General features: G+C 46.5%; 19 protein-coding genes. 6 read left to right on the forward strand and 13 right to left on the reverse strand.

The annotated features are described in order from the left end of the window. The first annotated feature begins 19 nt into the window (after positions 1–19). Positions 20–1,255: a hypothetical protein gene (locus ACYZ97_RS08575; RefSeq protein ID WP_473298151.1), complete on the forward strand. Its 1,236-nt coding sequence runs from the start codon at positions 20–22 to the stop codon at positions 1,253–1,255. 8 nt (positions 1,256–1,263) lie between these two features. Further along, entirely contained in the window at positions 1,264–2,373 is a 1,110-nt protein-coding gene (locus ACYZ97_RS08580) for a hypothetical protein (RefSeq protein WP_473298152.1), read from the forward strand. Positions 2,374–2,424: 51 nt separating this feature from the next. Here ACYZ97_RS08580 and ACYZ97_RS08585 read toward each other — a convergent pair whose 3' ends face one another. Continuing rightward, the gene (locus ACYZ97_RS08585) at positions 2,425–2,706 is read right to left on the reverse strand and encodes a hypothetical protein (RefSeq protein ID WP_473298153.1); all 282 of its coding nucleotides are present in this window, start codon (positions 2,704–2,706) and stop codon (positions 2,425–2,427) included. Between the two features lie 190 nt (positions 2,707–2,896). Between ACYZ97_RS08585 and ACYZ97_RS08590 the strand changes: the two genes are divergently transcribed. Continuing rightward, positions 2,897–4,081, forward strand: a complete 1,185-nt coding sequence (locus tag ACYZ97_RS08590; protein ID WP_473298154.1) for a hypothetical protein — start codon at positions 2,897–2,899, stop codon at positions 4,079–4,081. Positions 4,082–4,173: 92 nt separating this feature from the next. Here the strand turns inward: ACYZ97_RS08590 and ACYZ97_RS08595 are convergent, their stop codons facing one another. From ACYZ97_RS08595 to ACYZ97_RS08620, 6 genes are all read right to left on the reverse strand, one after another. Then, positions 4,174–4,935, reverse strand: a complete 762-nt coding sequence (locus tag ACYZ97_RS08595) for a pyrroline-5-carboxylate reductase (RefSeq protein WP_473298155.1) — start codon at positions 4,933–4,935, stop codon at positions 4,174–4,176. Beyond that, positions 4,935–6,416 carry an SMI1/KNR4 family protein gene (locus ACYZ97_RS08600; protein ID WP_473298156.1) on the reverse strand — a complete coding sequence of 494 codons (1,482 nt, stop codon included), beginning with the start codon at positions 6,414–6,416 and terminating at the stop codon, positions 4,935–4,937. The genes ACYZ97_RS08595 and ACYZ97_RS08600 overlap by 1 nt, the downstream gene beginning before the upstream one ends. A gap of 9 nt (positions 6,417–6,425) precedes the next feature. Beyond that, complete coding sequence (gene metH, locus ACYZ97_RS08605) at positions 6,426–10,163, reverse strand: methionine synthase (protein ID WP_473300669.1); 3,738 nt, start codon at positions 10,161–10,163, stop codon at positions 6,426–6,428. A gap of 126 nt (positions 10,164–10,289) precedes the next feature. Continuing rightward, positions 10,290–10,535, reverse strand: coding sequence for a hypothetical protein (locus tag ACYZ97_RS08610; protein ID WP_473298157.1), 246 nt, complete (start codon positions 10,533–10,535; stop codon positions 10,290–10,292). A 195-nt stretch (positions 10,536–10,730) separates the two neighbouring features. Then, the gene (locus ACYZ97_RS08615; protein ID WP_473298158.1) at positions 10,731–11,636 is read right to left on the reverse strand and encodes a hydroxymethylglutaryl-CoA lyase; all 906 of its coding nucleotides are present in this window, start codon (positions 11,634–11,636) and stop codon (positions 10,731–10,733) included. A gap of 16 nt (positions 11,637–11,652) precedes the next feature. Continuing rightward, a complete protein-coding gene (locus ACYZ97_RS08620; protein ID WP_473298160.1) occupies positions 11,653–13,029 on the reverse strand; it encodes an aminotransferase-like domain-containing protein in 1,377 nt (458 codons plus the stop codon). Positions 13,030–13,140: 111 nt separating this feature from the next. Between ACYZ97_RS08620 and ACYZ97_RS08625 the strand changes: the two genes are divergently transcribed. The 3 genes from ACYZ97_RS08625 to ACYZ97_RS08635 are packed head-to-tail and all read left to right on the forward strand — an operon-like array spanning position 13,141 to position 16,323. Then, positions 13,141–14,445, forward strand: coding sequence for a hydroxymethylglutaryl-CoA reductase, degradative (locus ACYZ97_RS08625; protein ID WP_473298161.1), 1,305 nt, complete (start codon positions 13,141–13,143; stop codon positions 14,443–14,445). Between the two features lie 18 nt (positions 14,446–14,463). Then, positions 14,464–14,937, forward strand: a complete 474-nt coding sequence (locus ACYZ97_RS08630; RefSeq protein ID WP_473298162.1) for a hypothetical protein — start codon at positions 14,464–14,466, stop codon at positions 14,935–14,937. After that, positions 14,938–16,323, forward strand: coding sequence for a tripartite tricarboxylate transporter permease (locus ACYZ97_RS08635; protein WP_473298163.1), 1,386 nt, complete (start codon positions 14,938–14,940; stop codon positions 16,321–16,323). A 100-nt stretch (positions 16,324–16,423) separates the two neighbouring features. Here ACYZ97_RS08635 and ACYZ97_RS08640 read toward each other — a convergent pair whose 3' ends face one another. The 6 genes from ACYZ97_RS08640 to rsmI all read right to left on the reverse strand — a co-directional run bounded on the left by ACYZ97_RS08640 (position 16,424) and on the right by rsmI (position 21,359). Further along, positions 16,424–16,930, reverse strand: coding sequence for a DUF934 domain-containing protein (locus ACYZ97_RS08640; RefSeq protein WP_473298164.1), 507 nt, complete (start codon positions 16,928–16,930; stop codon positions 16,424–16,426). 11 nt (positions 16,931–16,941) lie between these two features. Continuing rightward, positions 16,942–18,612, reverse strand: coding sequence for a nitrite/sulfite reductase (locus ACYZ97_RS08645; protein WP_473298165.1), 1,671 nt, complete (start codon positions 18,610–18,612; stop codon positions 16,942–16,944). Then, a complete protein-coding gene (locus ACYZ97_RS08650) occupies positions 18,599–18,907 on the reverse strand; it encodes a DUF2849 domain-containing protein (protein ID WP_473298166.1) in 309 nt (102 codons plus the stop codon). The genes ACYZ97_RS08645 and ACYZ97_RS08650 overlap by 14 nt, the downstream gene beginning before the upstream one ends. Positions 18,908–18,918: 11 nt before the next feature. Further along, positions 18,919–19,962, reverse strand: a complete 1,044-nt coding sequence (locus ACYZ97_RS08655; protein WP_473298167.1) for a siroheme synthase — start codon at positions 19,960–19,962, stop codon at positions 18,919–18,921. 127 nt (positions 19,963–20,089) lie between these two features. Next, the gene (locus tag ACYZ97_RS08660; RefSeq protein WP_473298169.1) at positions 20,090–20,467 is read right to left on the reverse strand and encodes a YraN family protein; all 378 of its coding nucleotides are present in this window, start codon (positions 20,465–20,467) and stop codon (positions 20,090–20,092) included. After that, the gene (gene rsmI / locus ACYZ97_RS08665; protein WP_473298171.1) at positions 20,460–21,359 is read right to left on the reverse strand and encodes a 16S rRNA (cytidine(1402)-2'-O)-methyltransferase; all 900 of its coding nucleotides are present in this window, start codon (positions 21,357–21,359) and stop codon (positions 20,460–20,462) included. The genes ACYZ97_RS08660 and rsmI overlap by 8 nt, the downstream gene beginning before the upstream one ends. Position 21,360: the final 1 nt, after the last annotated feature.

The following is a 21,360-nucleotide window of genomic DNA, read 5'->3' on the forward strand; positions in this document are numbered from 1 at the left end:
CATAAAAAAGAATACAACAATGCGTTATGCTTTTTTTATAATCACACTGATGCTTCCTGTATCGGCATGGGCGCAACTAAAACCCGATATCGATCCTGGCAAGGATGGCCACCCCATGGCAGCGCGGGTCATAGCACTGCTAAAAAATCCGCAAAGTGCATTCGGGCCTGACATTGATGACAAAACACTTATTAAAAAAGGGGATGCGCTCGGCAAATGGGAATATATGAATAAGAATATTCCGAATATGCGCCTTATCCGTGATGAGTATTTAGAAAAAGTCTATCTCAGTGGCCAGTATTTTGGTGCCTTCCGATATATGCCCGATACACGACTCAAGCCGGCCCAAATGCAAATCGAAATGACTTTCTGGTCGGAATCCGATTATCGCAAATTTAGCCGCCATCTTGATGAAACATTTGGCAGACCATCCAATTCATGTAGCAACGGGCTGACCATATGGCGCAACCTCGATAATGGCTTTGCGCTCAAACAAACTCGTTATCGTCCACCCGGCTTTGAAAATAAAGAGAATATTTATCTTGAAGGCAACGCCAAAAAAAACCGCTATTTTGTTTCCATCGGCTTCCTATTGATTGAAGGACATTTTAATGAATATTGCGATCTTGATTCACTCGATCCGCGACGCCTGATTGACAATGGAAAGTTGCAACACGTCATCAACGAAATTGCCACAGGCAAAATTATTGGCGCGAAGTCACAAATAACTCAAAACTATTTCAAGCCTTACACACAATGGATTGAAAAACAAAAACCCCAGCCTAAAATGGTCAACATGCTCAAACTACCGGAAGAACGACTACGCCCACAAACAGATACACAATGTCTAGAAGAATTCAGCCTGCTTAATGACTTACCTCTTCTACCAAACAGCACCATTACAATAAGCTATACCAAAGACACCTGCCCACAAGAGACCTATACAGCGAACCTTTATATCGCACAAATGCAACCGCGTTCTATCGATTTGGGGTTTGAACATGAATACGCCATTGATGATCCCTTCTGGTCGGTCAAGATGCACAATGCGCTGGATAAAGCCTTCGGCAAGCCACATTGGCGACAAAGCCCGAAAATGATCTATACGCTTTGGCCGGAAAAATCAGGGGTACTTCCTATTTTTGAAACGCTATCTGGTAATAGCTATGAAGCTTTTCGTTTCCATTATGGTATACGCCTGCAACGTATCAATGAATTTTTGTCCAATACCCAGCCTGTCATTGTACTGAGATAGGAACAATAATGCGCTTTATTATAACTTTTCTGTCTCTTCTATATCTCGCTATATCATCAGTTTCAGCTCATGCTGAAGTATTTGATCCTTTTGATTCATTCGATGACAAAAATTTTCCTGTTGTGCTGGATAGTCTTTCCAAAGGTGCCGCGTATTTTTTCCAAAATCGCGATCAACTTGTAACGCAAGGCGATACACTCGGGCGGTGGGAACATATTGAGGACGGCCCTTTCTATCTTCTTGGCGGCCTTGATGGCAGCGGCTTGAAAATGTCAGGTGTCTATGGACTAATGTCAGCCCAAAGCAACGTCGCTGAAAACAGTGTGTATTTTCAGCTCAGTTTTAAAAGCTGGCAGGATTTTCTGAAATTTCGGAAAATGGTGGTTGAGCGTTTTGGCGCCCCGAACAAAAACTGCTCGGCAGCCCCTGTTGAATGGCGCAATATTGGTAAACAAACAGCCATGCGTATGACCACCTATGATGAAAGCAATACGCCACCCAACGATGATATGGCGCCATCACAGTATGAAATTGTCTTGCGACTGGGAGATTTCGATAACACTTGCACACTTAATACAATACAGCCGAAAAAACTCGTCCGCTATGATACATTAAAAGACTTTCTATCTGCATTATTCAATAACAAAAGCGCATTCACATCGCTTGAAGCCGCACGCGCGTTCCTTGATCAATATGGCCACTACAAAATAGAACACACCAGCTGTACGGATTCCCTTACCGAATTCCATTCGGACAAACTTGGCGAATTGACACTCAGCATGGCGTTCAACAAAAAAGGATGCCAGCCCGAGTTTGAAGAAGCCACCGGCGCAATTTTACGATTCGGTTTTTATGATCTTGATTCCAACTGGCCAATCAAAGAACTTGTCGGACATGATCCCATGGCCGAGGTCAAAGCGATCAAGGTCTTAAATGATTTATTCGACCTTAATATACCGAATGCACGGATAAGCAGTTGGCTATCCGAATCTGGTCTAACCGCCTATTTATTAAAATCAGGTGGTGACGGAATGAATTTTTTCACCGTCTATCCGGCATCAAAAGAAACGATACAAATGATACATGAAAATATCAAAACCATAAAAAAATCGAAATAGACGATGGCATTAGATCGACAGAACAATGCCATCGTCAGCATATGAAATGCACTAGCGCCGATAATGCAACTGTGGCGGTTTACCATGGTGGGGGGTAAACGGACGATAGTGGGGGCGAAAATGCTGAAAAGGTGGCGGCGGCACACGATATCCATAACGTGGCCCGTAGTGACGACGATAATGCGCAGGCCCTCGCCCGCCAGACTTATAGATAATAATACTGCCATGCGGACCAGCGGAAATAGCTGGGCGCGCCTCGGCCGCACTGACCATAAAACCTGTTGCCGGCATAACAATACCTATGGATATGAGCAGAATAAACAAACGTTTCATGTAATGATCTCCTTTACTTCAAGCCAAGATTAGAGATCCACATTTGAACTATGACTGAACCTATGGTTCATCGTGTGTTCACATATATAATATCTGTATCAAGTATCAAAAACTACCTTTTAAGCCGATTGAGCAAGCACCTTGACCACTCTACAACCAGACAATAGACTGGAACAGGAACAATAACTGCATGGTCAAAAAGAGAGGCAAAGTGACGACTTTCTGTCAAAACTTTTTTCTGACTATCATGCTTTTACAGTCCATTGTTCTTCCGGCATCGGCTGAAATGCCGACAACACTTTCAAAGGATAATTATGAAACCCTTTTCAATTATCTTGAAAATGCACATGACCATTTTCCCGAAATTATAAAACAGCGAAAACAAGCAGAAGCCAACCATAAACCGGACACCCCTTTTCCGGTCGATATAGATAGCGCATCTATCTCGATAAAAGGCGTCTATTTTTCTCCACTTGATAAAACCGAAAAGGCCTATCGCCAATCAATTTATATAAACCTACCCAATTTTACTTCTGTTCGTGACTTTGTTTCAGCGCTTGACAAGCGCTATCACGGCAAGGTCAAGACGTGCAGCCGTAGTGACAGCTATGCCTACCGTATTTCCAGCCTATGGACTTTACGGCTCGACTTTCAAGATGATATTTATAGAATGCTCGATATCGTCCCCGCTGAATCGCTTGATCTCCTATCGCAGCACCTTGATCAAGACGATACTTTAACACTATCGCTGATACTGCTTGAGGGCGGACTTTCTGATGATTGTGATCTCTCGACTCTAACGAAAAGCGAATATATATCACCCGCTATCCTTGACACGCTCGTCAAAACATTCGTCGCCTACCCGCATGATGTAGACAAATTGAAAACCACATTCTCACGCTTTGGCAAGCTCAAGCAAGAGGATAGTGACTGCGAAACCACGTTGGCGATCGAAATCACCCCGACTTTTAGCACAGCTTTAAGCATCGCCAAACCAAAGTGCCAAGATAAAAATGATACGATATTATCAATCTACTACGTTGTACCACACGATGAAAATGGCCATGGCTATTTCTATGATATCAGTCAGGATCCATTCATGGCTGTCAAATGGATCAAAGCCATGGAAAAGAACCTGCCATCCGAGCGCGTTGACAATCTCTTTTTCAGCCTATGGAAGAAAGGCGATATGATCGGTATTATCAGTGATCCAAAACCCGATGAAAATCTCTCTTTTTCGATAGGCATTTATCATCAGGAAGACAGCCAATTGATCAAACAGATATATGAAAACGGAAATCTACCACTCGCCAAACAATGGGAACAATTGATGCCCGATCCTTCTCATCCCTTGATGGATGAACTACCCGATTAAAACCTGCCACGATTATATCGAATCGATATTCTAAATGTCATTTCATTATCTATTCAAACAACAAGCGGCAATCTACTTATGCTGGACATGCTCTAGCCACTGATTTTTTTATATCCGGCTTCAATAGCTTGGATGAGAATATCTTCCCCGCCCTGTTGACCGAATGTATTGGCAATCAGCTCATTGGTTCCGCCTTGTGTCGAATATTCTCGCTCCAATTTTTTAAAGTCGGGTTTTTGCTGATTGCGCATTTCATCCGACAAATTAGCATAAAGAGATGAAAGATAAGAATTGACGGTTTCCTCGTCCATACCCTGACCTTTCAACCAGTTAGCTGTCGTACCGACAAAACGGTAATAAACCCCCATGAAAGATCCCGCGGTCATAAAAAGATTAAACTGGCTTTCCTCATGCACCACAACTGCCCCACCCAATGCATCAAACATAGTGTGTAAAAACGGATTGTCAGGATAGATCGGGGTCATCATCTTGCGCTCGGCAACAAAGGGCAAAGGTACAGCACGGCATACCGGACGGCCGATCCAGCTTTCAACCTGCGCGCTGGACGCCATTGCCAGAACACTGATGACCTGTTTGATCTTTGAAAAATCAAGACCGCGCAGAACCTCTTCGGCAATCTGGCTGCGCAGACAGATAAAGACATGATCACATGCATCAATCACAGACTGATTATCATCGGCTATGTTGACCAATGAGTGTCGCTTGGCAAGATTGGCCGCCATTTCGGCATTGCGTGGCGAAATAGTAATTTGACGGACATCCAGATCGCTTGCCATCAAACCTTCAATCATGGCGGCTGCAATATCACCCGTGCCGATAAAACCGATTTTCATCACGATACTCCATCCCAGATAAGATCATCGATCTTTGTTTTTTTGATTTCTTTGCCGAAAAGCCCCAAGGTTAACTGGTGATCCTCATCATAACATGTATCGACAACCATGATTATATCACCTTTACGAGTGATGTAGAGCTGCAGTTTTTTGATCAGTTTTTCCCAGATTTCACCGGGCTTATTAACGGTGGGAAAAAGGTCTTTATTTTCATCCCGCTCATCTTTGTCAAACGCCAGATAATCGGGATAAATATCGGTGGTATAGAGATTGAAGATGTAAGTCTCAAAAATTGCATTCAAATCCTGTCGTTTCATCAGATCCTTGGCGACATCAAGCAATTCCTTGGTCAAGCCGTCTTCCATGACAACAATGAAAAGACTGGCGGTCAAAGGCGACCAAGCCGGTTTGGTACGCCTTTTCAGCGACCAATGATCTTTATCCGTGTAAAACAAAGTGCCCAAACCATTGATCTTGATATCCTCAATGGTTGAATTGCTGCGCCGGATCAGCATCCAGTTATCAACTGCTTTTTTAAAGAAGCCGGTTTTTTCCCCCTTTGTCTTACGCAACAGAAATGTTTCTGTCATCGTCAATTGCGGCTCAAGCGTACTGCTAACCGAAAACTCATAAAGACCATCTTGGAACTTGATAGCGGCAATATTGCCGAAATAGATATTTTGACGTTTGAGCTGCGGCAGCGGATTGATTTTATGATTAATCGCCTCATCGCGGTACCAATTGACTGTTTTTTCAAAACTTTCATAATTCTTAAAGAAATTAAGCCGCCCCAAAATGCTGCCAACACCGTCGAGCTTGAAATTTTTACGGTCTTCAAAGGCCATTCGCATCAACTCTTCAGGGCTATCAGTAGTTGTAGGTGTATTTTCAGGATTGGCTTCGTAGCGGCCCCAATAACGCGCAAAAAGCTCTCTTTGCACGGCATTGGCTTTACTACTCAAGTCCCAATAAGGCCCCAGCATTTGCATGAAAACAGTGAGCGATGGGGCGACATAAATGTCTTCAAAAATCTCTTTCGACAGATCGGTATTTGGCGATTTATTTTTATATAAGTTTCGGATCGCATGGATAGCCCCATAACCATCCTCGTTGAAATCCATCAAATATTCATATATATCACCCGATATAATCGGGAGATAAAGTCGCGGATCACCTTTAAAAACGCCCTTTGGCAACCTTTCCGTTGTCTCTTTCCAATCGTTCATAATGCTATATTCAGGTGTAAAATATTTGACACGCAAGGCCATTATCGCATCGCCATCTCTCACGGTATAACCGTTATCATCAATGCTGCTTGAGCCATAGGTTAGCAAACAATATTTAAGATCGTCCGGTATCGCTTTCCCAAGAGCCTCTTCAAGCTCAACGATTTTTTTCGGCTTATAGGCCGGGTTATAGACCTTCGGATTCGTAATCGGCTGAAATGAAATCCTATCTATAATCTCTTTATAATCGACCATCTTATCCTCTTACCGGGGAATATAATTTAAAACCGGGCCGAGCCAACGCTCAAGCTCGCTGATATCCATCCCCTTTCGAGCCGAATAATCCTCAACCTGATCGCGCTCCACCTTTGCCACACCGAAATAGTAACTATCAGGATGGGAGAAATAAAGCCCCGAGACAGACGAACCGGGCCACATGGCATAACTTTCAGTCAATTCCACACCGGTAAAACGCGTTGCGTCAAGAAGGTCGAAAAGTGTCCGTTTTTCAGTATGGTCAGGCTGTGCCGGATAGCCGGGGGCCGGACGGATACCGGCATATTTTTCCAAGATTAGATCCTCGGGTGAACAATTCTCATCGCGCGCATATCCCCAGTGGACTTTACGCACTTCCTCATGCATCCGTTCGGCAAAAGCTTCAGCAAAACGGTCAGACAATGCTTTGACAATAATGGCCGAATAATCATCATGGGCCGCTTCAAACTGCTTGACATAACGTTCCTCTCCCGGACCTGCAGTTACGACAAATCCGCCAAGATAATCCGGCACACCAATTGGAGCAACAAAATCGGCCAGCGCCAAATTGGCAACATTGTCACGACGAGCCAGTTGCTGGCGCAAGGTATAGAATGTGGCTAGTTTTTCCTTACGTGTTTCATCGGTATAGAGCGCAACATCATCACCCACCCGATTGGCAGGCCAGAAACCAATTACCGCTTTGGGTTCAAACCACTTACCAGCGATAATCTTGTCAAGCATACGGCGTGCATCATCATAAAGCTGGCGCGCAGCCTCGCCCTGCTTTTCATCCTGCAAAATAGCCGGATAGCGCCCACGTAATTCCCAACTCTGGAAAAACGGAGTCCAATCAAAATAATGGGCAAGATCGGCAAGATCCCAGCTATCAAAGTTTTTAGTACCCAAAAATGTCGGTTTAGGCGGAGTATAATTCTTCCAGTCCAATTGAAGCGCATTGGCACGGGCTTCTGCCAGCGGTAGACGCTTTTTAACAGCCTCGTTCTTTTCATGTGCTTCAGCAACCTTTTTATACTCTTCACGTATATCGGCAATCGTCTTGTCTTTGAGTTCATCCGATAATAAGGACGACACCACACCAACTGCACGGCTGGCATCAAGCACATAAACCGCCTGCCCACGCTTATATGCAGGATGGATTTTCACAGCCGTATGAACACGGCTTGTTGTCGCCCCGCCAATCAACAAAGGAATAGAAAAACCCTGTTTTTCCATTTCAGCTGCAACATTGACCATTTCATCAAGAGAAGGCGTAATCAGACCCGAAAGGCCGATTGCATCCGCATCATGCTCTTTGGCAGCATCCAGAATTTTCTGTGCCGGCACCATAACGCCAAGATCGATGATTTCATAATTGTTGCACGCCAAAACAACACCGACAATATTCTTGCCAATATCATGGACATCACCCTTGACCGTTGCCATAATGATTTTGCCTGCACTTTGACGGCCTTCACCGCCATTAAGACGTTTTTCTTCTTCCATATAGGGCAGAAGAACAGCAACAGCCTGTTTCATGACACGCGCCGATTTGACCACTTGTGGTAAGAACATCTTACCCGCACCGAAAAGATCACCAACAACATTCATACCGGCCATCAACGGGCCTTCGATGACATGCAGCGGTTTATCAGCCGCAAGACGCGCTTCTTCCGTATCAGCATCAATATATTCGGTAATACCGTTGACAAGCGCATGTTCAAGGCGCTTTTCTACCGGCAATTCACGCCAGCTCAAATCCTTTTCACGCTTTTCGCCACCACCCTGTCCGCGATATTCTTCGGCCAATTCCAACAAGCGTTCGGTCGCACCAGCATCACGATTCAAGACAACATCTTCACAGGTCTCGCGCAATTTTGGATCAATCTGGTCGTAAACAGCCAATTGTCCGGCATTGACAATGCCCATATCCATACCGTTCTGGATTGCACGATAAAGAAAGACCGAATGCATTGCTTCGCGTACCGGTTCATTACCACGGAATGAAAAAGACAAATTCGACACACCGCCCGATATATGACAATAGGGCAAAGTATCCCGGATTTCCTTTGTCGCCTCGATAAAGTCGACACCGTAATTATTGTGCTCTTCAATACCGGTCGCAACGGCAAAAATATTCGGATCAAAAATGATATCCTGTGGCGGAAAACCAACTTTTTGCGTGAGTATATTATAAGCACGCGTACAGATTTCGACCTTGCGCTCTTTCGTATCGGCCTGTCCGGTTTCATCAAAAGCCATCACAACAACAGCTGCGCCATAAGCAAGCGCCAATTTTGCCTGTGCAATGAAATTCTCTTCGCCTTCTTTTAGTGAAATGGAGTTAATAACCGACTTGCCCTGTACACATTTGAGCCCTTCTTCAATGACTTCCCATTTCGAGGAATCGATCATGATCGGCACTTTGGCAATATCAGGCTCGGCTGCCAGCAGATTGAGATAATCCTTCATGACCGCTTTGGAATCAATCAAGCCCTCATCCATATTAATATCGATAATCTGGGCGCCGTTTTCCACCTGATCACGGGCCACATCCAGGGCTGTTGTATAATCGCCACCGGTGATCAGCTTTTTAAAACGCGCCGAACCCGTCACATTGGTCCGCTCGCCGACATTGACGAAAGGAATATCATCCGTCAGCGTGAAAGGCTCAAGACCGGCAAGGCGCAAACGCGGCTCAACCTTCGGCAATGGACGTGGTTTATAGGGTTTGACAATTTCAGCAATGGCACGGATGTGCTCAGGTGTTGTACCACAACAGCCACCGATAATATTGATCAGACCATCACGGGCAAATTGCTCGATCTGGCTTGCCATGGTATCGGCATCCTCGTCATATTCACCAAAAGCATTAGGCAGACCCGCATTGGGATAGACACAGATAAAGCTTTCCGACACTTGTGCCATTTCACGCACCATCGGCAGCATGGCATTGGCACCCAATGCACAATTCAACCCCACAGAAAAGGGACGCGCATGTGCTACCGAATAAAGAAAAGCGGTCGGAGTCTGGCCAGAAAGTGTACGCCCTGACATATCGGTAATCGTACCGGAAATCATCACAGGCAGACGCTTACCTTTTTCAATAAAGATTTCTTCAGCAGCAAAAATTGCCGCTTTAGCATTTAATGTATCAAAGATTGTCTCGATCAATAGCAGATCAGAGCCGCCATCCATCAAACCGCGTATTTGCTCGCCATAGGCAATCCGTAATTCATCAAAAGTAACGGCCCGAAAGCCCGGATTGTTAACATCTGGAGAAATCGATGCGGTACGGTTGGTCGGCCCGATGGCACCAGCAACAAAACGGGGTTTGCCATCTTCCTTTTCAGCCCGCTCTGCCGCACGACGTGCAAGTCTTGCACCATCACGGTTCAATTCATAGACCATTTCTTCCATCTGATAATCAGCTTGCGCAATCGAAGTAGAAGAAAAGGTGTTTGTTTCCAGAATATCGGCACCGGCCATCGCATATTTGAAGTGGATTTCTTCAATATCTTTAGGCTGGGTCAGAGTCAGCAGGTCATTATTACCCTGCAATGAACATTCACATGAAATAAAGCGATGTCCGCGAAAATGCTCCTCGGTGAAATGCAGTCCCTGAATCTGCGTTCCCATCGCCCCATCCAGAATCAGGATTCGCTCGTTTGCCGCTTGTATAAGCTGCGCAACACGATCCTTGTTTGGTTCCAAATCACCAAAAAGAGATAAAGCGGGATGGGCCATAACAATACCTTTCAAACAAGGCATTTTCAGTGACATAAAGATTTCTTTATGTCAACAAAACCTGTATTCTACACAATAAAAAACGCCGGATAAGTCCGGCGTTGATCGAAAATATAATAGAACGTATCAACGCACGTAAAAGCCAATGGAAACAGCCACACAAAGAACGGCCAGAACAATCATGCCAAGATAGGCACGCGGCTTGTCAAAAAGCACTGCAAAAGCGGAAAACCAACCAATTACACCACCGGCCAGTGCAAATAAAAAGCCCGGCTTGTTCATGATAGCAATGTGCATCGCCATCAAGCCGCCAATAATCAGCGCACCGAATACGATCAAAAGACCGGTCGCAAATTTCTCATAATCGTCCATTATCGAACCTCTATTATAACAATCCTAAAGCAAACACATCATTTTGACATTATTTGGCCGGAACCGAATTTCATGATCGTAGCTTGCGAAACCTATCATACCCCCTTCTAGCAAAGAAGGCTCAAAAACAAAAACGCTTTTTACCGGTTGTGGTTAAAGCCCGAATATAAGTGCCAAAAAAAGGTACAACACGTATTAAGTAACCTGATTCCAGCGCAACCGGCCGAGATGGGAAGCCGGTGGCTTGCCAATGATCCGACTAATCATAATACCGGCATCAATCAACCTATCGAGATCAATCCCCGTTTCGATACCCATACCGTGCAACATATAAACAAGATCTTCAGATGCGACATTTCCTGTTGCACCTTTTGCATAGGGACAACCGCCTAAACCGGCGATCGACGAATCAAGTACTGAAATGCCAAGAGGAAGACAGGCAACAATATTGGCCAAGGCCTGGCCATAAGTATCATGAAAGTGTAAGGCTAACGCCTCAATCGGTATATCACCCATCACAGCTTCCAGCATCGCAGCCGCCTGTAATGGTGTGCCAACACCGATTGTATCACCCAGAGAAACTTCATAACAGCCGGCCTCAAAAAGACGTCGTGCAACATGAACAACCGAGGTTAATGCAACATCACCCTGCCAAGGGCAACCCAGAACGCAAGAGACATACCCCCTGATACGGATGTTCTCTCGTGAGGCCGTTTCAATCACCGGTAAAAATCGTTCGAAACTCTCATCAATCGAACAATTGAGATTTTTTTGCGAAAACGCTTCGGACGCGGAAGCAAAAACCGCTATTTCCTCGGCACCCGCAGCCATTGCCGCTTCAAACCCTTTAATATTCGGCACCAGAACGGGATAGCGAACACCATCATAGCGCTTAATACGACGCAGAATATCCCCGCTATCAGCCATTTTAGGTACCCATTTTGGTGAAACAAAACTACCGCTTTCAATTGTTTGGCAACCGGCAGCCGATAATGCATTGATCAAATGTATCTTGTCATTCGTCGACGGTGCATTGCTTTCATTCTGCAGACCATCACGCGGACCGACTTCAACAATTCGAATTTTTGCTGGAACATTCATGATCGACATCCTTGTCTCATTGGCAGCATTCAAGTTGCTGCGCGAGAAAACCGATAAATTTCGGATGGTTTCCATAAGCAACGTTCACCCGAATCGCTGGCACTGTTTCACGCTGATCCACCCTGAAAAACCGCCCCGGAGCAATAAAAATACTCTGTTCGGCAGCCTGTCTAGCGATTTCTGCTTCCTGACAGTATTGCGGCAACTCTGCCCATAAATAGAATCCGTTCTTGACGTTATTTTGCATCTTTATCCCGAGTTTACCCAACGCATTCATCGAAAGGACGGCGGCTTCATCAACACGCTGCTCAAGCCGCTTCAGGTGTCGGCTATAATGCCCGCTATTGATCAAACGGTCGACAAACCGCTCAACATAATCTGAACCAGACAGCGTTGTAAGCATTTTCAACTGGCACAATTTGCGCACTAGATCCGGATCTCCAGCAAGATAACCCAGGCGCAAATTGGCCGACAGCGTTTTAGAAAATGTGCCGATATAGATTACGCGTCCCGGTTCGGCCAATGCAGCAAGGCGCGTTATCATTGGTGATAGCAGATCGCCAAACGCATCATTTTCGATAATAACAAATCCCGCATCCTCAGCCGCTTTCAATAAAGAAAATGCTTTTGTGGGGCTAAGCATGCCACCCGTCGGATTATGCAAATGGGATTGAGTAAAGAATAGTTTCGGGCGGTAAAGGGATAGCTTTTCCTGCAAATCATCCAAATCTGGCCCATCGACAAGACGTCTAATTCCAACAATACGGACCCTTGTCAGTGTGAGCTTGGCAAAAAGCGGATAATATCCCGGATCATCAACAAAGACAGTATCATCCGGTGAAAGGTAATAACGTACAATCAGATCCATTGCATGATTGGCGCCACTGGTGAGCATAAGACCATCAGGAGCAACTGCAATCGAGCGTTCCTGTAACCGTCCCTGCAATGTTTCACGCAATGGCCCGTAACCCCAAGGGGTTCCGTAACCAAAATCAATCCAATCCTTACTCGTTATACGAAACTGCGCAAATTGTTTTTTAAGCTCAGAATGCTCCATCCATTCAGCCGGTGGCCGACCATCACCGGGCCTGACGTCATAATGATGATCTAACTGTTCGCGCAGCAATGAAGCAATATCGATCGCCATATGAACGTGGGGCCGCACAACACTGGCATTTATAGCCATATGACGCTGCACATAATAGCCCGACCCTTGACGTGCCTTGACCATGCCCAAAGCAACCAATCGGTCGTAAGCTTCCGCCATCGTGTTCTTTGAAACCCCAAACTGTCGCGCCGCCATACGCACAGAAGGCAGACGTTGCCCTGCCGAGAACTGTCCATCACGAATACGTGCCACGGTTGCAGTTACAATTTCATCGACTCTGCTCATTCAATCACGCCAAACTGTCCCAGTAATTTCCATGACAATTGTCCCTTGATTGTCCCATGTATTTAATATGACATTCAATAAAAACTTCAAGCCATTTCAGGAGGACAGGTTATGAATGATAAAAGCCATCATACAAAGACGATTAATTCCCGTATAGAAAATATGCGCAATATGACACCGGATGAACGCCTTGACGCCTTGTCTAAAGCGACCGGACTCGACGCAGAAAATAAGGGGTACCTCAAAGGCAATGCATTACCGCTAGATCTTGCCAATGGCATGATCGAAAATGTTATTGGCAAATTCGAACTGCCTTTGGCTATCGCCACCAATTTTACTATTAATGGCCGCGATCATCTCATTCCCATGGCCGTAGAAGAACCTTCTATTGTTGCAGCCGCGTCCTATATGGCCAAAATTGTGCGCGAAAATGGCGGTTTTGAAACCTCAACTACGGCACCGATCATGCGTGCCCAAATCCAAATTTTGGGAATTTCCGATCCCTATGGCGCACGCAGTAAAATCCTGTCACAAAAACAACGTCTGATCGAGGCTGCCAATGCGCGCGATGCGATGTTGATCAAGCTTGGCGGAGGGTGTCGCGATCTGGAAGTACATGTCTTTGCCGATACACGACGCGGCTCCATGACTGTTGTTCATCTACTGGTTGATGTCTGTGATGCAATGGGGGCTAATACGGTCAACACGATGGCTGAAACTGTTGCTCCACTTCTAGAAGAATTGACCGGCGGCTATGTCCGCTTGCGTATTCTATCCAATCTGGCTGACCTACGACTGTCACGGGCTCGTATCCACCTATCGCCTCAATCGCTCGCAACAAAGGCCTATGCAGGCGAACGGATCATCGAAGGTATGTTAGATGCCTATGAACTGGCAGCAATTGATCCCTATCGCGCAGCCACCCATAATAAAGGGATTATGAACGGCATTGATCCGGTCATTGTCGCGACCGGCAATGACTGGCGTGCGATCGAAGCAGGTGCCCACGCCTACGCCGCTCAAAAAGGCCGCTACACATCACTATCGCACTGGGAAAAAGACAAAGACGGATATCTTGTCGGCACGCTTGAAATGCCAATGGCCGTCGGGCTGGTTGGCGGGGCGACAAAAACCCATCCGGCAGCTCAAGCGGCGCTCAAGGTTCTTAATGTTGTCAAGGCTCAAGAATTGGCCGAAATCATTGTTGCGGTCGGACTGGCTCAAAATATGGCTGCTATGCGCGCTTTGGCAACAGAAGGGATCCAGCGCGGACATATGGCACTCCACGCACGCAACATTGCCATTGTCGCTGGTGCAATTGGCTCAGAAATTGATATTGTTGCCAAGGAAATGGCTGAAAACCACGACGTGCGGGCTGATCGTGCCAATGAAATATTAAAACGCTTAAGACATTAAAAAACGGAGGGAGGAGCTATGTCGGACAATTTTTCAAAAGCGATCGAGGCACCGTATGAACCGTCTGGTCGGTTAGCAGAGGTCTGGGGCGATGTTGTCGATCTACGGCAATTGATCATGGCCATTATCATTGGTGCAGTAATCAGTCTTAGTGCCTATCTGATTGCCGGACGGCTTTTTCAGTCCGTAGTCTCGACGCCTGCACTCGCCCATGCTTATGCTATGCTGGTTGGTCTCATAGGCTGCATCGCATCCGGTGCAATTTGCGCAATTCTTTTTAAGCCAAAACGCATCGTCACAGAATTATATGATGAAATAGACGAACGCCAAAATGTGATCGGAGCGCTTGTAACCGAATACGGTACAATCGGTACATCCGCCGACCTGCCTGATGCTACGGTGCATGAAATGAAGGACATAGACCTGTACGAGCTTTTTGCACGTCAAGAACGTGAAGAAGCGGCAAACAAGGCTAAAAAACGGGAGGTGTAAATGGAATTCCTATTAATCGATATCGGTATTGCCATCGGCATGGGATTGCTGGGAGCAATTCTATTTTCAGCCATCGGGCTCGTTTCCGGCACGGATGAAACCACAACCATTGCACCCGTAACATTATTGGTGGTTCTCATCGGCGTGCCCCCCGTCGGAGTCTTTACCTTCTGGATGGCCGCTGCCATTTCCAAACATATGACTCATGCTGTCCCCACAGCTCTTCTTGGGATACCGGGAGATACGTTGGCTGTTCCCCTGATGCCGCAAGCCTCGGCCATGCGCAACCTCGGCGCACCACACATAGCCCTGCGCAAAATGATATCGGGAGGCATTGTCTCGGCCTTTATTGCTGTGCCAATGGCTGTTCTTTTTGCGCTTATTCTCGCACCGGTCGGTAGTTACATAACGGCAGCGGCACCGTGGCTTTTTCTGATCGCTGCCATTCTCATTGCCTATTTTTCAGCTGGACGTCTGGCCTCGGTCGCATTGCTGTTGCCCTTTATCATGCTCATCATCGGACTTCAGGCCTTTACAGCTCAATTCAATATCAAGCTGGGGGTCAGCTATTTTCTCGGCATTGCTATTGGCCCATTGATAGCCTCATTGTTTACGGTTCTGTCTCCGATGGAACGCAAGCAGATGTTGCGCAGTGGTCCGCGCCATTTTTCTCTGGCAGCCGACGTCAAAGGCTGGACCGGTTACTTCCCAAACCCGCTCAAAGTATTAGATAAAAAACAAATCGGTTGGACAGCCTTGGCCGCGGTCATTTCAAGTGCAACCTTTGTATTCAGCCCAGTAGCCATGACCGTTATTCTGGGCGAAGCAGTCGGGTCACGGATCAAACATGCCTATCACCGACTGACCACCGTGCTAAGCGTACGCAATGGCGTTTCTGAATCAACCTACATCGCCGAGGCCCTCATTCCATTGATCGCCTTTGGTTTGCCTTTAAGTCCGGTTGCCGCGGGGCCGGCGGCGCCGCTTTTCAATGCACCGCCACGATTCACGGTTGATACAATCACTGGCTCCATTAATAATCTTCATAACATGATGTCAGCCGGTGAATTTCTTGGCTACGGCTTATTGTCAGTTGTACTGGCAGCGTTGATTGCCTACCCTTTTGCCATGAATTATGCGCGTGTTGCAGCACTGTTCGTTTCACGCAAAATCAGCCACGAGGCCATTATAGCAACCTTTGTTGGTCTAGTGTTGGTCATCAGTATTTGGGAAGGTGGCCTGATCGGGCTTCTGGTCGTTCTAACCGTGGGCCTTTTTGGCGGGCTGCTTTACCGCATTTTTGGTTTCAATACCGGTGTACAATTCATGGGCTACTATACTGCGCTCTTAACCGTGCCCTCACTGATCAATTTGATAACCGGATAGCTCTATATCCCTGCCAGCACAAAACTATATCGTTCTGGCAGGGCCGGTTCAGCAACAGCAGTCATAAAAAACAGCGCTTGGATATGTCCATTCAGTGTTTTCACGCACGCCAGCGGCGCTGGGATTCTGTACGTTTCAAACCATTTCCCGGCTGATAATAACCGGAAAAAACAGCCATATTATTTTCGGCCAAGCGCTGCTGTGTCAAAGCATGGGTCACGACAAGCGTATCAAAGCCAGCGCGCAACATATGCGACACCTGATCAATCAATATATCGCCGACCGCTCGGATTTCTCCCTGATATTGATAACGACTTTTCAACCGTGCTGCCTTGGAATAGGCACGACCATCATTATAAATAGGAATATCAAGTGCAATAACAGGTAACTGCCCAAGATAGGGCAGTATGTCTTCAACATTTTCATCAGCAGCAATCAAAACGCCACAATCTGCAACACTTTGCGCACCTTTTTCTTCAATCTGTTGCAGATAGAGAGCCAAGGGCAAAATCGCACGGCGATTGCCAATGCCATCCAAAGTATCCGTCAACGCATATTGATCATCGATAAAACCGTTTTTGCTCCAAAGCTTTTGCGTATTTGTCATCTTGTTTCACCTCACGCAGCTTTATTCTTTTCGCCATAAAGGGCAAGTTTAAACGGCGCCATACCAACACGGCGATAAGCATCAATAAAACGCTCCTGTGAATCAATGCGTAATTTCAAATAGGTATCTACTACAGTCTCAACCGCATCGACCACCTGATCGGGTGCAAAACCGGGACCGGTAATTTCACCGATCGTTGTCAAATTTTCAGCAGCTCCACCCAATGTCAGTTGATAAAGTTCCTCACCTTTTTTCTCCACGCCCAAAATACCGATATGGCCGACATGGTGATGGCCACAGGCATTGATACAGCCCGATATATTAAGCCGCAATTCACCAATATCATTTTGCCGTTCAATATCGGCAAACCGGGTTGATATACCTTGAGCAATCGGTATGGAACGGGCATTCGCCAAGGCACAATAATCAAGTCCGGGACAGGCAATCATATCACTGATCTGCCCGATATTACCGGTTGCCAGATCATGGGCAACCAATACCTCATAAACCGTTTCAAGATCGGCTAAGGCAACATGAGGCAATACAATGTTTTGGTAATAAGAAATACGCAGTTCGTTATCACTATAACGCTCGGCAAGATCAGCCACCACATCCATCTGGTCGGCTGTTGCATCACCAGGAATACCGCCGACAGGTTTAAGTGAAATCGAGACAATGGCATAATCATCACGCTTATGCGCCATGACATTCTGATTAACCCACTGGTTGAATGCAACATTGCTGGCGCGCGCTTTTTTGACCTTTTCAGCGCCTTCCGGCCGGGGCTTCAAATCCGGCTCGGCAAAATAGGCGCGTATTGCCGCAATATCGGCTTCCGGTAATTTCAAAACACTGTCTTTAAGGATTGCAAATTCTGCCTCGATCTCCTCACGCAGCTTTTCAATACCTGTCTCATGGACAAGTATCTTGATACGTGCCTTATATTTATTATCGCGGCGGCCATGCAAATTATAAACACGAATAACAGCTGTTGAATAACTGAGCAGATCCTCTTCCGGCACAAATTCATTGATTAATCGGCCAACCATCGGTGTACGTCCCTGACCACCACCGACATAAAAAGCAAAACCGAGTTGCCCCTTATCATTACGCTTCAATTGCAAACCGATATCATGGACCTGAATGGCCGCACGATCACGCTCGGCACCAATGATTGCGAATTTGAACTTACGTGGCAGATAGGTAAATTCCGGATGAATTGACGACCACTGGCGCAAAATTTCGGCATACGGGCGTGGATCAGCAACTTCATCAGCAGCAGCACCAGCAAAATGATCCGATGTAACATTGCGGATACAATTGCCGGATGTCTGGATAGCATGCATCTCAACCTCGGCCAGATCTTTCAAAATAGCCGGAACATCAGAAAGCTTAGGCCAATTGAATTGGATATTCTGGCGTGTCGTGAAATGGCCATACCCGCGATCATAAGTGCGGGCAATATGGGCAAGCTTATGCATTTGGCGTGGAGACAATGTTCCATAAGGAATAGCAACGCGCAGCATATAGGCATGAAGTTGCAAGTAAACACCATTCATCAAACGCAAAGGTTTGAACTGGTCTTCTGTGATTTCACCTTTCAAGCGACGTTCAACCTGATCGGAAAATTCATTAACACGCGCATGAACAAAATCACGGTCAAATTCATCATAACGATACATGTGCCGCTCCCTTTATCGCCATACCATATTCAACCGTCGGCCCCTCTGCGCGAATGCGCTCACGCAAACGGATCGGCGCATATTGGCCATCGCGCAACTCCAGATCAATCAGATTGGCATCAACCACCAGGTTAGCCGTAAGGGCGGCATCAGCTGCCGCCTTCAATTCTGCTTCCAATGCGTCATCTAAAACAATCAACGCCTGTTCAATCGACGTATGCCAAAGCCCGTCCTTGCCATACCAGACGCTTAATCCATCACTCAACCGATTCGCTGTCAAAGCCTTGCCGCGCATAATCTTCCCTATTAAGCTGCCAATGTCTTACGTGCACTCATTTTAATGCGTCGTGCCGAAATCGCAGGATCATTTTCATCGCTAACGCTGGCAATAATATCAAACGCCGCACAAGATTCGCTTAAAATCACAATCTCTTCGGCCATGATATAATCGGATGCATAAAGCCGCACCACCTGACGGCCCTGACGTGCCTGAGAGCGACTTTGCCAAACACTTTCACGTACGTTACGTGGTGCAATACGCCGTTCGGCATCACGACGGCCCAGCTTAACAATATCTTCATTGACATTGTCGTCATAAATAATGAGATCGGCCTCCATCAAAGCCCGCTGACCGCGCAATGTTAACTGGTCAGCCTTCGCATGGGAAACCGACATCAAAAAAACATGCCCGTCAAGGCCGCGCTTGCCATCCAACAAGGCTTCAGCCGCATCCATCGCAGCCTTCTCATCACCTGTTTCGATAGCACGCGCTACCGAGCCATTAAAAAAAGATGCCCAGAATGAGCGCCGTTCCGCACCATTGGGGATAGCTTTGGCCCGCCCGCGGAATATTTGGGCAAACCGTGCTAAGCGCCCTAAAGATGGGCATAAAAGCGCATCAATGCGAGCTCGGATAAGCTGGGTCAGCACAGGGCCGGTTCCTTCAGACCCAATAGCAACGGCAATCGGCGCACGATTGACAATAGCCGGCGTATAAAAATCACAAAGCTCCGGCCGATCGACAACATTAAGTGGGATTCTGGCTGCCCGCGCCGCATCGGCCACACGTTGATCTGCATCAATGTCACCCTCAGCCGCAAAAATAAGAGCTGCATCCTGTAACTGGCTTTCATGGAAAGGCACATTTAACCAAGAAATAGTCTTTTTCTCAATAAAGGATTGCAGTGCTGCATCAGGGGCTGGCGCCACGGCTACCAGATCGGCATCAGTCTCTTCAAGTAGACGCAATTTATTTAAAGCTTCCACACCATTGCCAACAACAACAACACGTTGACCCTTAACTTTAAAAAAAGCGGGAAAAACAGATAACTTATTTTCAAGATCAGCCATAGAGAACACCTTTTATTCTAAACCATTATCGCCAGAATAAGCGTGCAAGATAAGAGATAGTCTCATTGTGCAATGAACACAGCGAGCATATTTTTTTCAATTTGAACAATAAAGACAGAAAATTGTCCTATAAGTTGCCAATACGGCTGCTAAAGCAGGCTGGAATATGCACAGGCCAGCGTTTTGGTATAATCGCAATCAAGTCAAACCGGAGCGAAAGCTTTTCATAAGAGTGCTGACGCGACAACCAATAATCGGCGGCTGCCTCAATACGCTGCTCACTCAAACGCCCCAGCGCCTCCATTGCCTGTTGAAGGCTATCACGTGCCTTAACCTCAACAATCAACACAAGGTTACCACGCCGCGCAATCAAATCAATCTCGCCATACCTTGTTTTATATCGTCTGACGACGATACGAAATCCCTTGAAACGCAGATACCATGCGGCATAAGTTTCAGCCCTTATGCCACGTTTAAAAGCAGCCTGTTTGGTAGATTTAACCACTCTGCCTATCCTGTAACGCAACCAAACGCTGATAAAGAATATTCTTTCGTCTGCCCGTCATTCTTGCTGCCTCGCCTGCTGCTTTTGCCGCAGACATGGAGCGGCTCAACTCCAACAGAAGCCGATCAACATCCTCTTCCGAGAAATAGGGACTATCGTCACTGCGACCATGAACAACAAGTACAATCTCACCACGTATACGATCTTGCTCACGATAACGCTGTGCGAGATCATCCAAACGTGCAACATCAACTGTCTCAAATGTTTTTGTCAGTTCTCGGCATAAAGCTGCTTGTCGCTCTGCCCCAAAAACCTCAACCATATCATCAAGGCACTCGACAACACGATGAGGTGATTCATAGAAAACAATCGTCATCACAAAAGACACCATTTCTTCCAGTTTTTTTATTCTCTGGCTCTTTTTAGCTGGCAAGAAACCATGAAATAGAAAACTGTCGGTTGGCAAACCGGTGGCCACCAACGCTGCGAGCAAAGCAGAAGCACCGGGAATGGGAATAACCTTATGACCGGCAAGACGCGCTTCCTCCACCAGCTTAAACCCCGGATCTGATAAAAGCGGTGTACCGGCATCTGAAATCAGAGCCACACTTTGCCCCTGATCCATTTGTTCTATCAATTTACGACCGGCAATTTGCGCATTATGTTCCTGATAGACAAAAGGTCTTTGCCGGATAGCATAGCGTTCCAACAATATCCGGCTGACCCGCGTATCCTCACAAGCAACAATATCGGCACCAGCCAACACTTCCAAGGCACGGATTGTTATATCCTTTAAATTGCCAATTGGCGTTGAAACCAGATAGAGCGCTGGCTCAAGACGCGGTGCTATATAGGCATGGGCTCCAATAATAAAATTCTTGTCGTCACCCATG

The sequence above is a fragment of the Bartonella sp. bp_1 genome, from assembly GCF_055808085.1.

Excerpts from the sequence above, each read along its gene's own strand:
- ACYZ97_RS08575 (WP_473298151.1), top strand. The coding sequence starts at position 20 with ATGCGTTATGCTTTTTTTATAATCACACTGATGCTTCCTGTATCGGCA.
- ACYZ97_RS08580 (WP_473298152.1), top strand. The coding sequence starts at position 1,264 with ATGCGCTTTATTATAACTTTTCTGTCTCTTCTATATCTCGCTATATCA.
- ACYZ97_RS08585 (WP_473298153.1), bottom strand. The coding sequence starts at position 2,706 with ATGAAACGTTTGTTTATTCTGCTCATATCCATAGGTATTGTTATGCCG.
- ACYZ97_RS08590 (WP_473298154.1), top strand. The coding sequence starts at position 2,897 with ATGGTCAAAAAGAGAGGCAAAGTGACGACTTTCTGTCAAAACTTTTTT.
- ACYZ97_RS08595 (WP_473298155.1), bottom strand. The coding sequence starts at position 4,935 with ATGAAAATCGGTTTTATCGGCACGGGTGATATTGCAGCCGCCATGATT.
- ACYZ97_RS08600 (WP_473298156.1), bottom strand. The coding sequence starts at position 6,416 with ATGGTCGATTATAAAGAGATTATAGATAGGATTTCATTTCAGCCGATT.
- metH (WP_473300669.1), bottom strand. The coding sequence starts at position 10,163 with ATGGCCCATCCCGCTTTATCTCTTTTTGGTGATTTGGAACCAAACAAG.
- ACYZ97_RS08610 (WP_473298157.1), bottom strand. The coding sequence starts at position 10,535 with ATGGACGATTATGAGAAATTTGCGACCGGTCTTTTGATCGTATTCGGT.
- ACYZ97_RS08615 (WP_473298158.1), bottom strand. The coding sequence starts at position 11,636 with ATGAATGTTCCAGCAAAAATTCGAATTGTTGAAGTCGGTCCGCGTGAT.
- ACYZ97_RS08620 (WP_473298160.1), bottom strand. The coding sequence starts at position 13,029 with ATGAGCAGAGTCGATGAAATTGTAACTGCAACCGTGGCACGTATTCGT.
- ACYZ97_RS08625 (WP_473298161.1), top strand. The coding sequence starts at position 13,141 with ATGAATGATAAAAGCCATCATACAAAGACGATTAATTCCCGTATAGAA.
- ACYZ97_RS08630 (WP_473298162.1), top strand. The coding sequence starts at position 14,464 with ATGTCGGACAATTTTTCAAAAGCGATCGAGGCACCGTATGAACCGTCT.
- ACYZ97_RS08635 (WP_473298163.1), top strand. The coding sequence starts at position 14,938 with ATGGAATTCCTATTAATCGATATCGGTATTGCCATCGGCATGGGATTG.
- ACYZ97_RS08640 (WP_473298164.1), bottom strand. The coding sequence starts at position 16,930 with ATGACAAATACGCAAAAGCTTTGGAGCAAAAACGGTTTTATCGATGAT.
- ACYZ97_RS08645 (WP_473298165.1), bottom strand. The coding sequence starts at position 18,612 with ATGTATCGTTATGATGAATTTGACCGTGATTTTGTTCATGCGCGTGTT.
- ACYZ97_RS08650 (WP_473298166.1), bottom strand. The coding sequence starts at position 18,907 with ATGCGCGGCAAGGCTTTGACAGCGAATCGGTTGAGTGATGGATTAAGC.
- ACYZ97_RS08655 (WP_473298167.1), bottom strand. The coding sequence starts at position 19,962 with ATGGCTGATCTTGAAAATAAGTTATCTGTTTTTCCCGCTTTTTTTAAA.
- rsmI (WP_473298171.1), bottom strand. The coding sequence starts at position 21,359 with ATGGGTGACGACAAGAATTTTATTATTGGAGCCCATGCCTATATAGCA.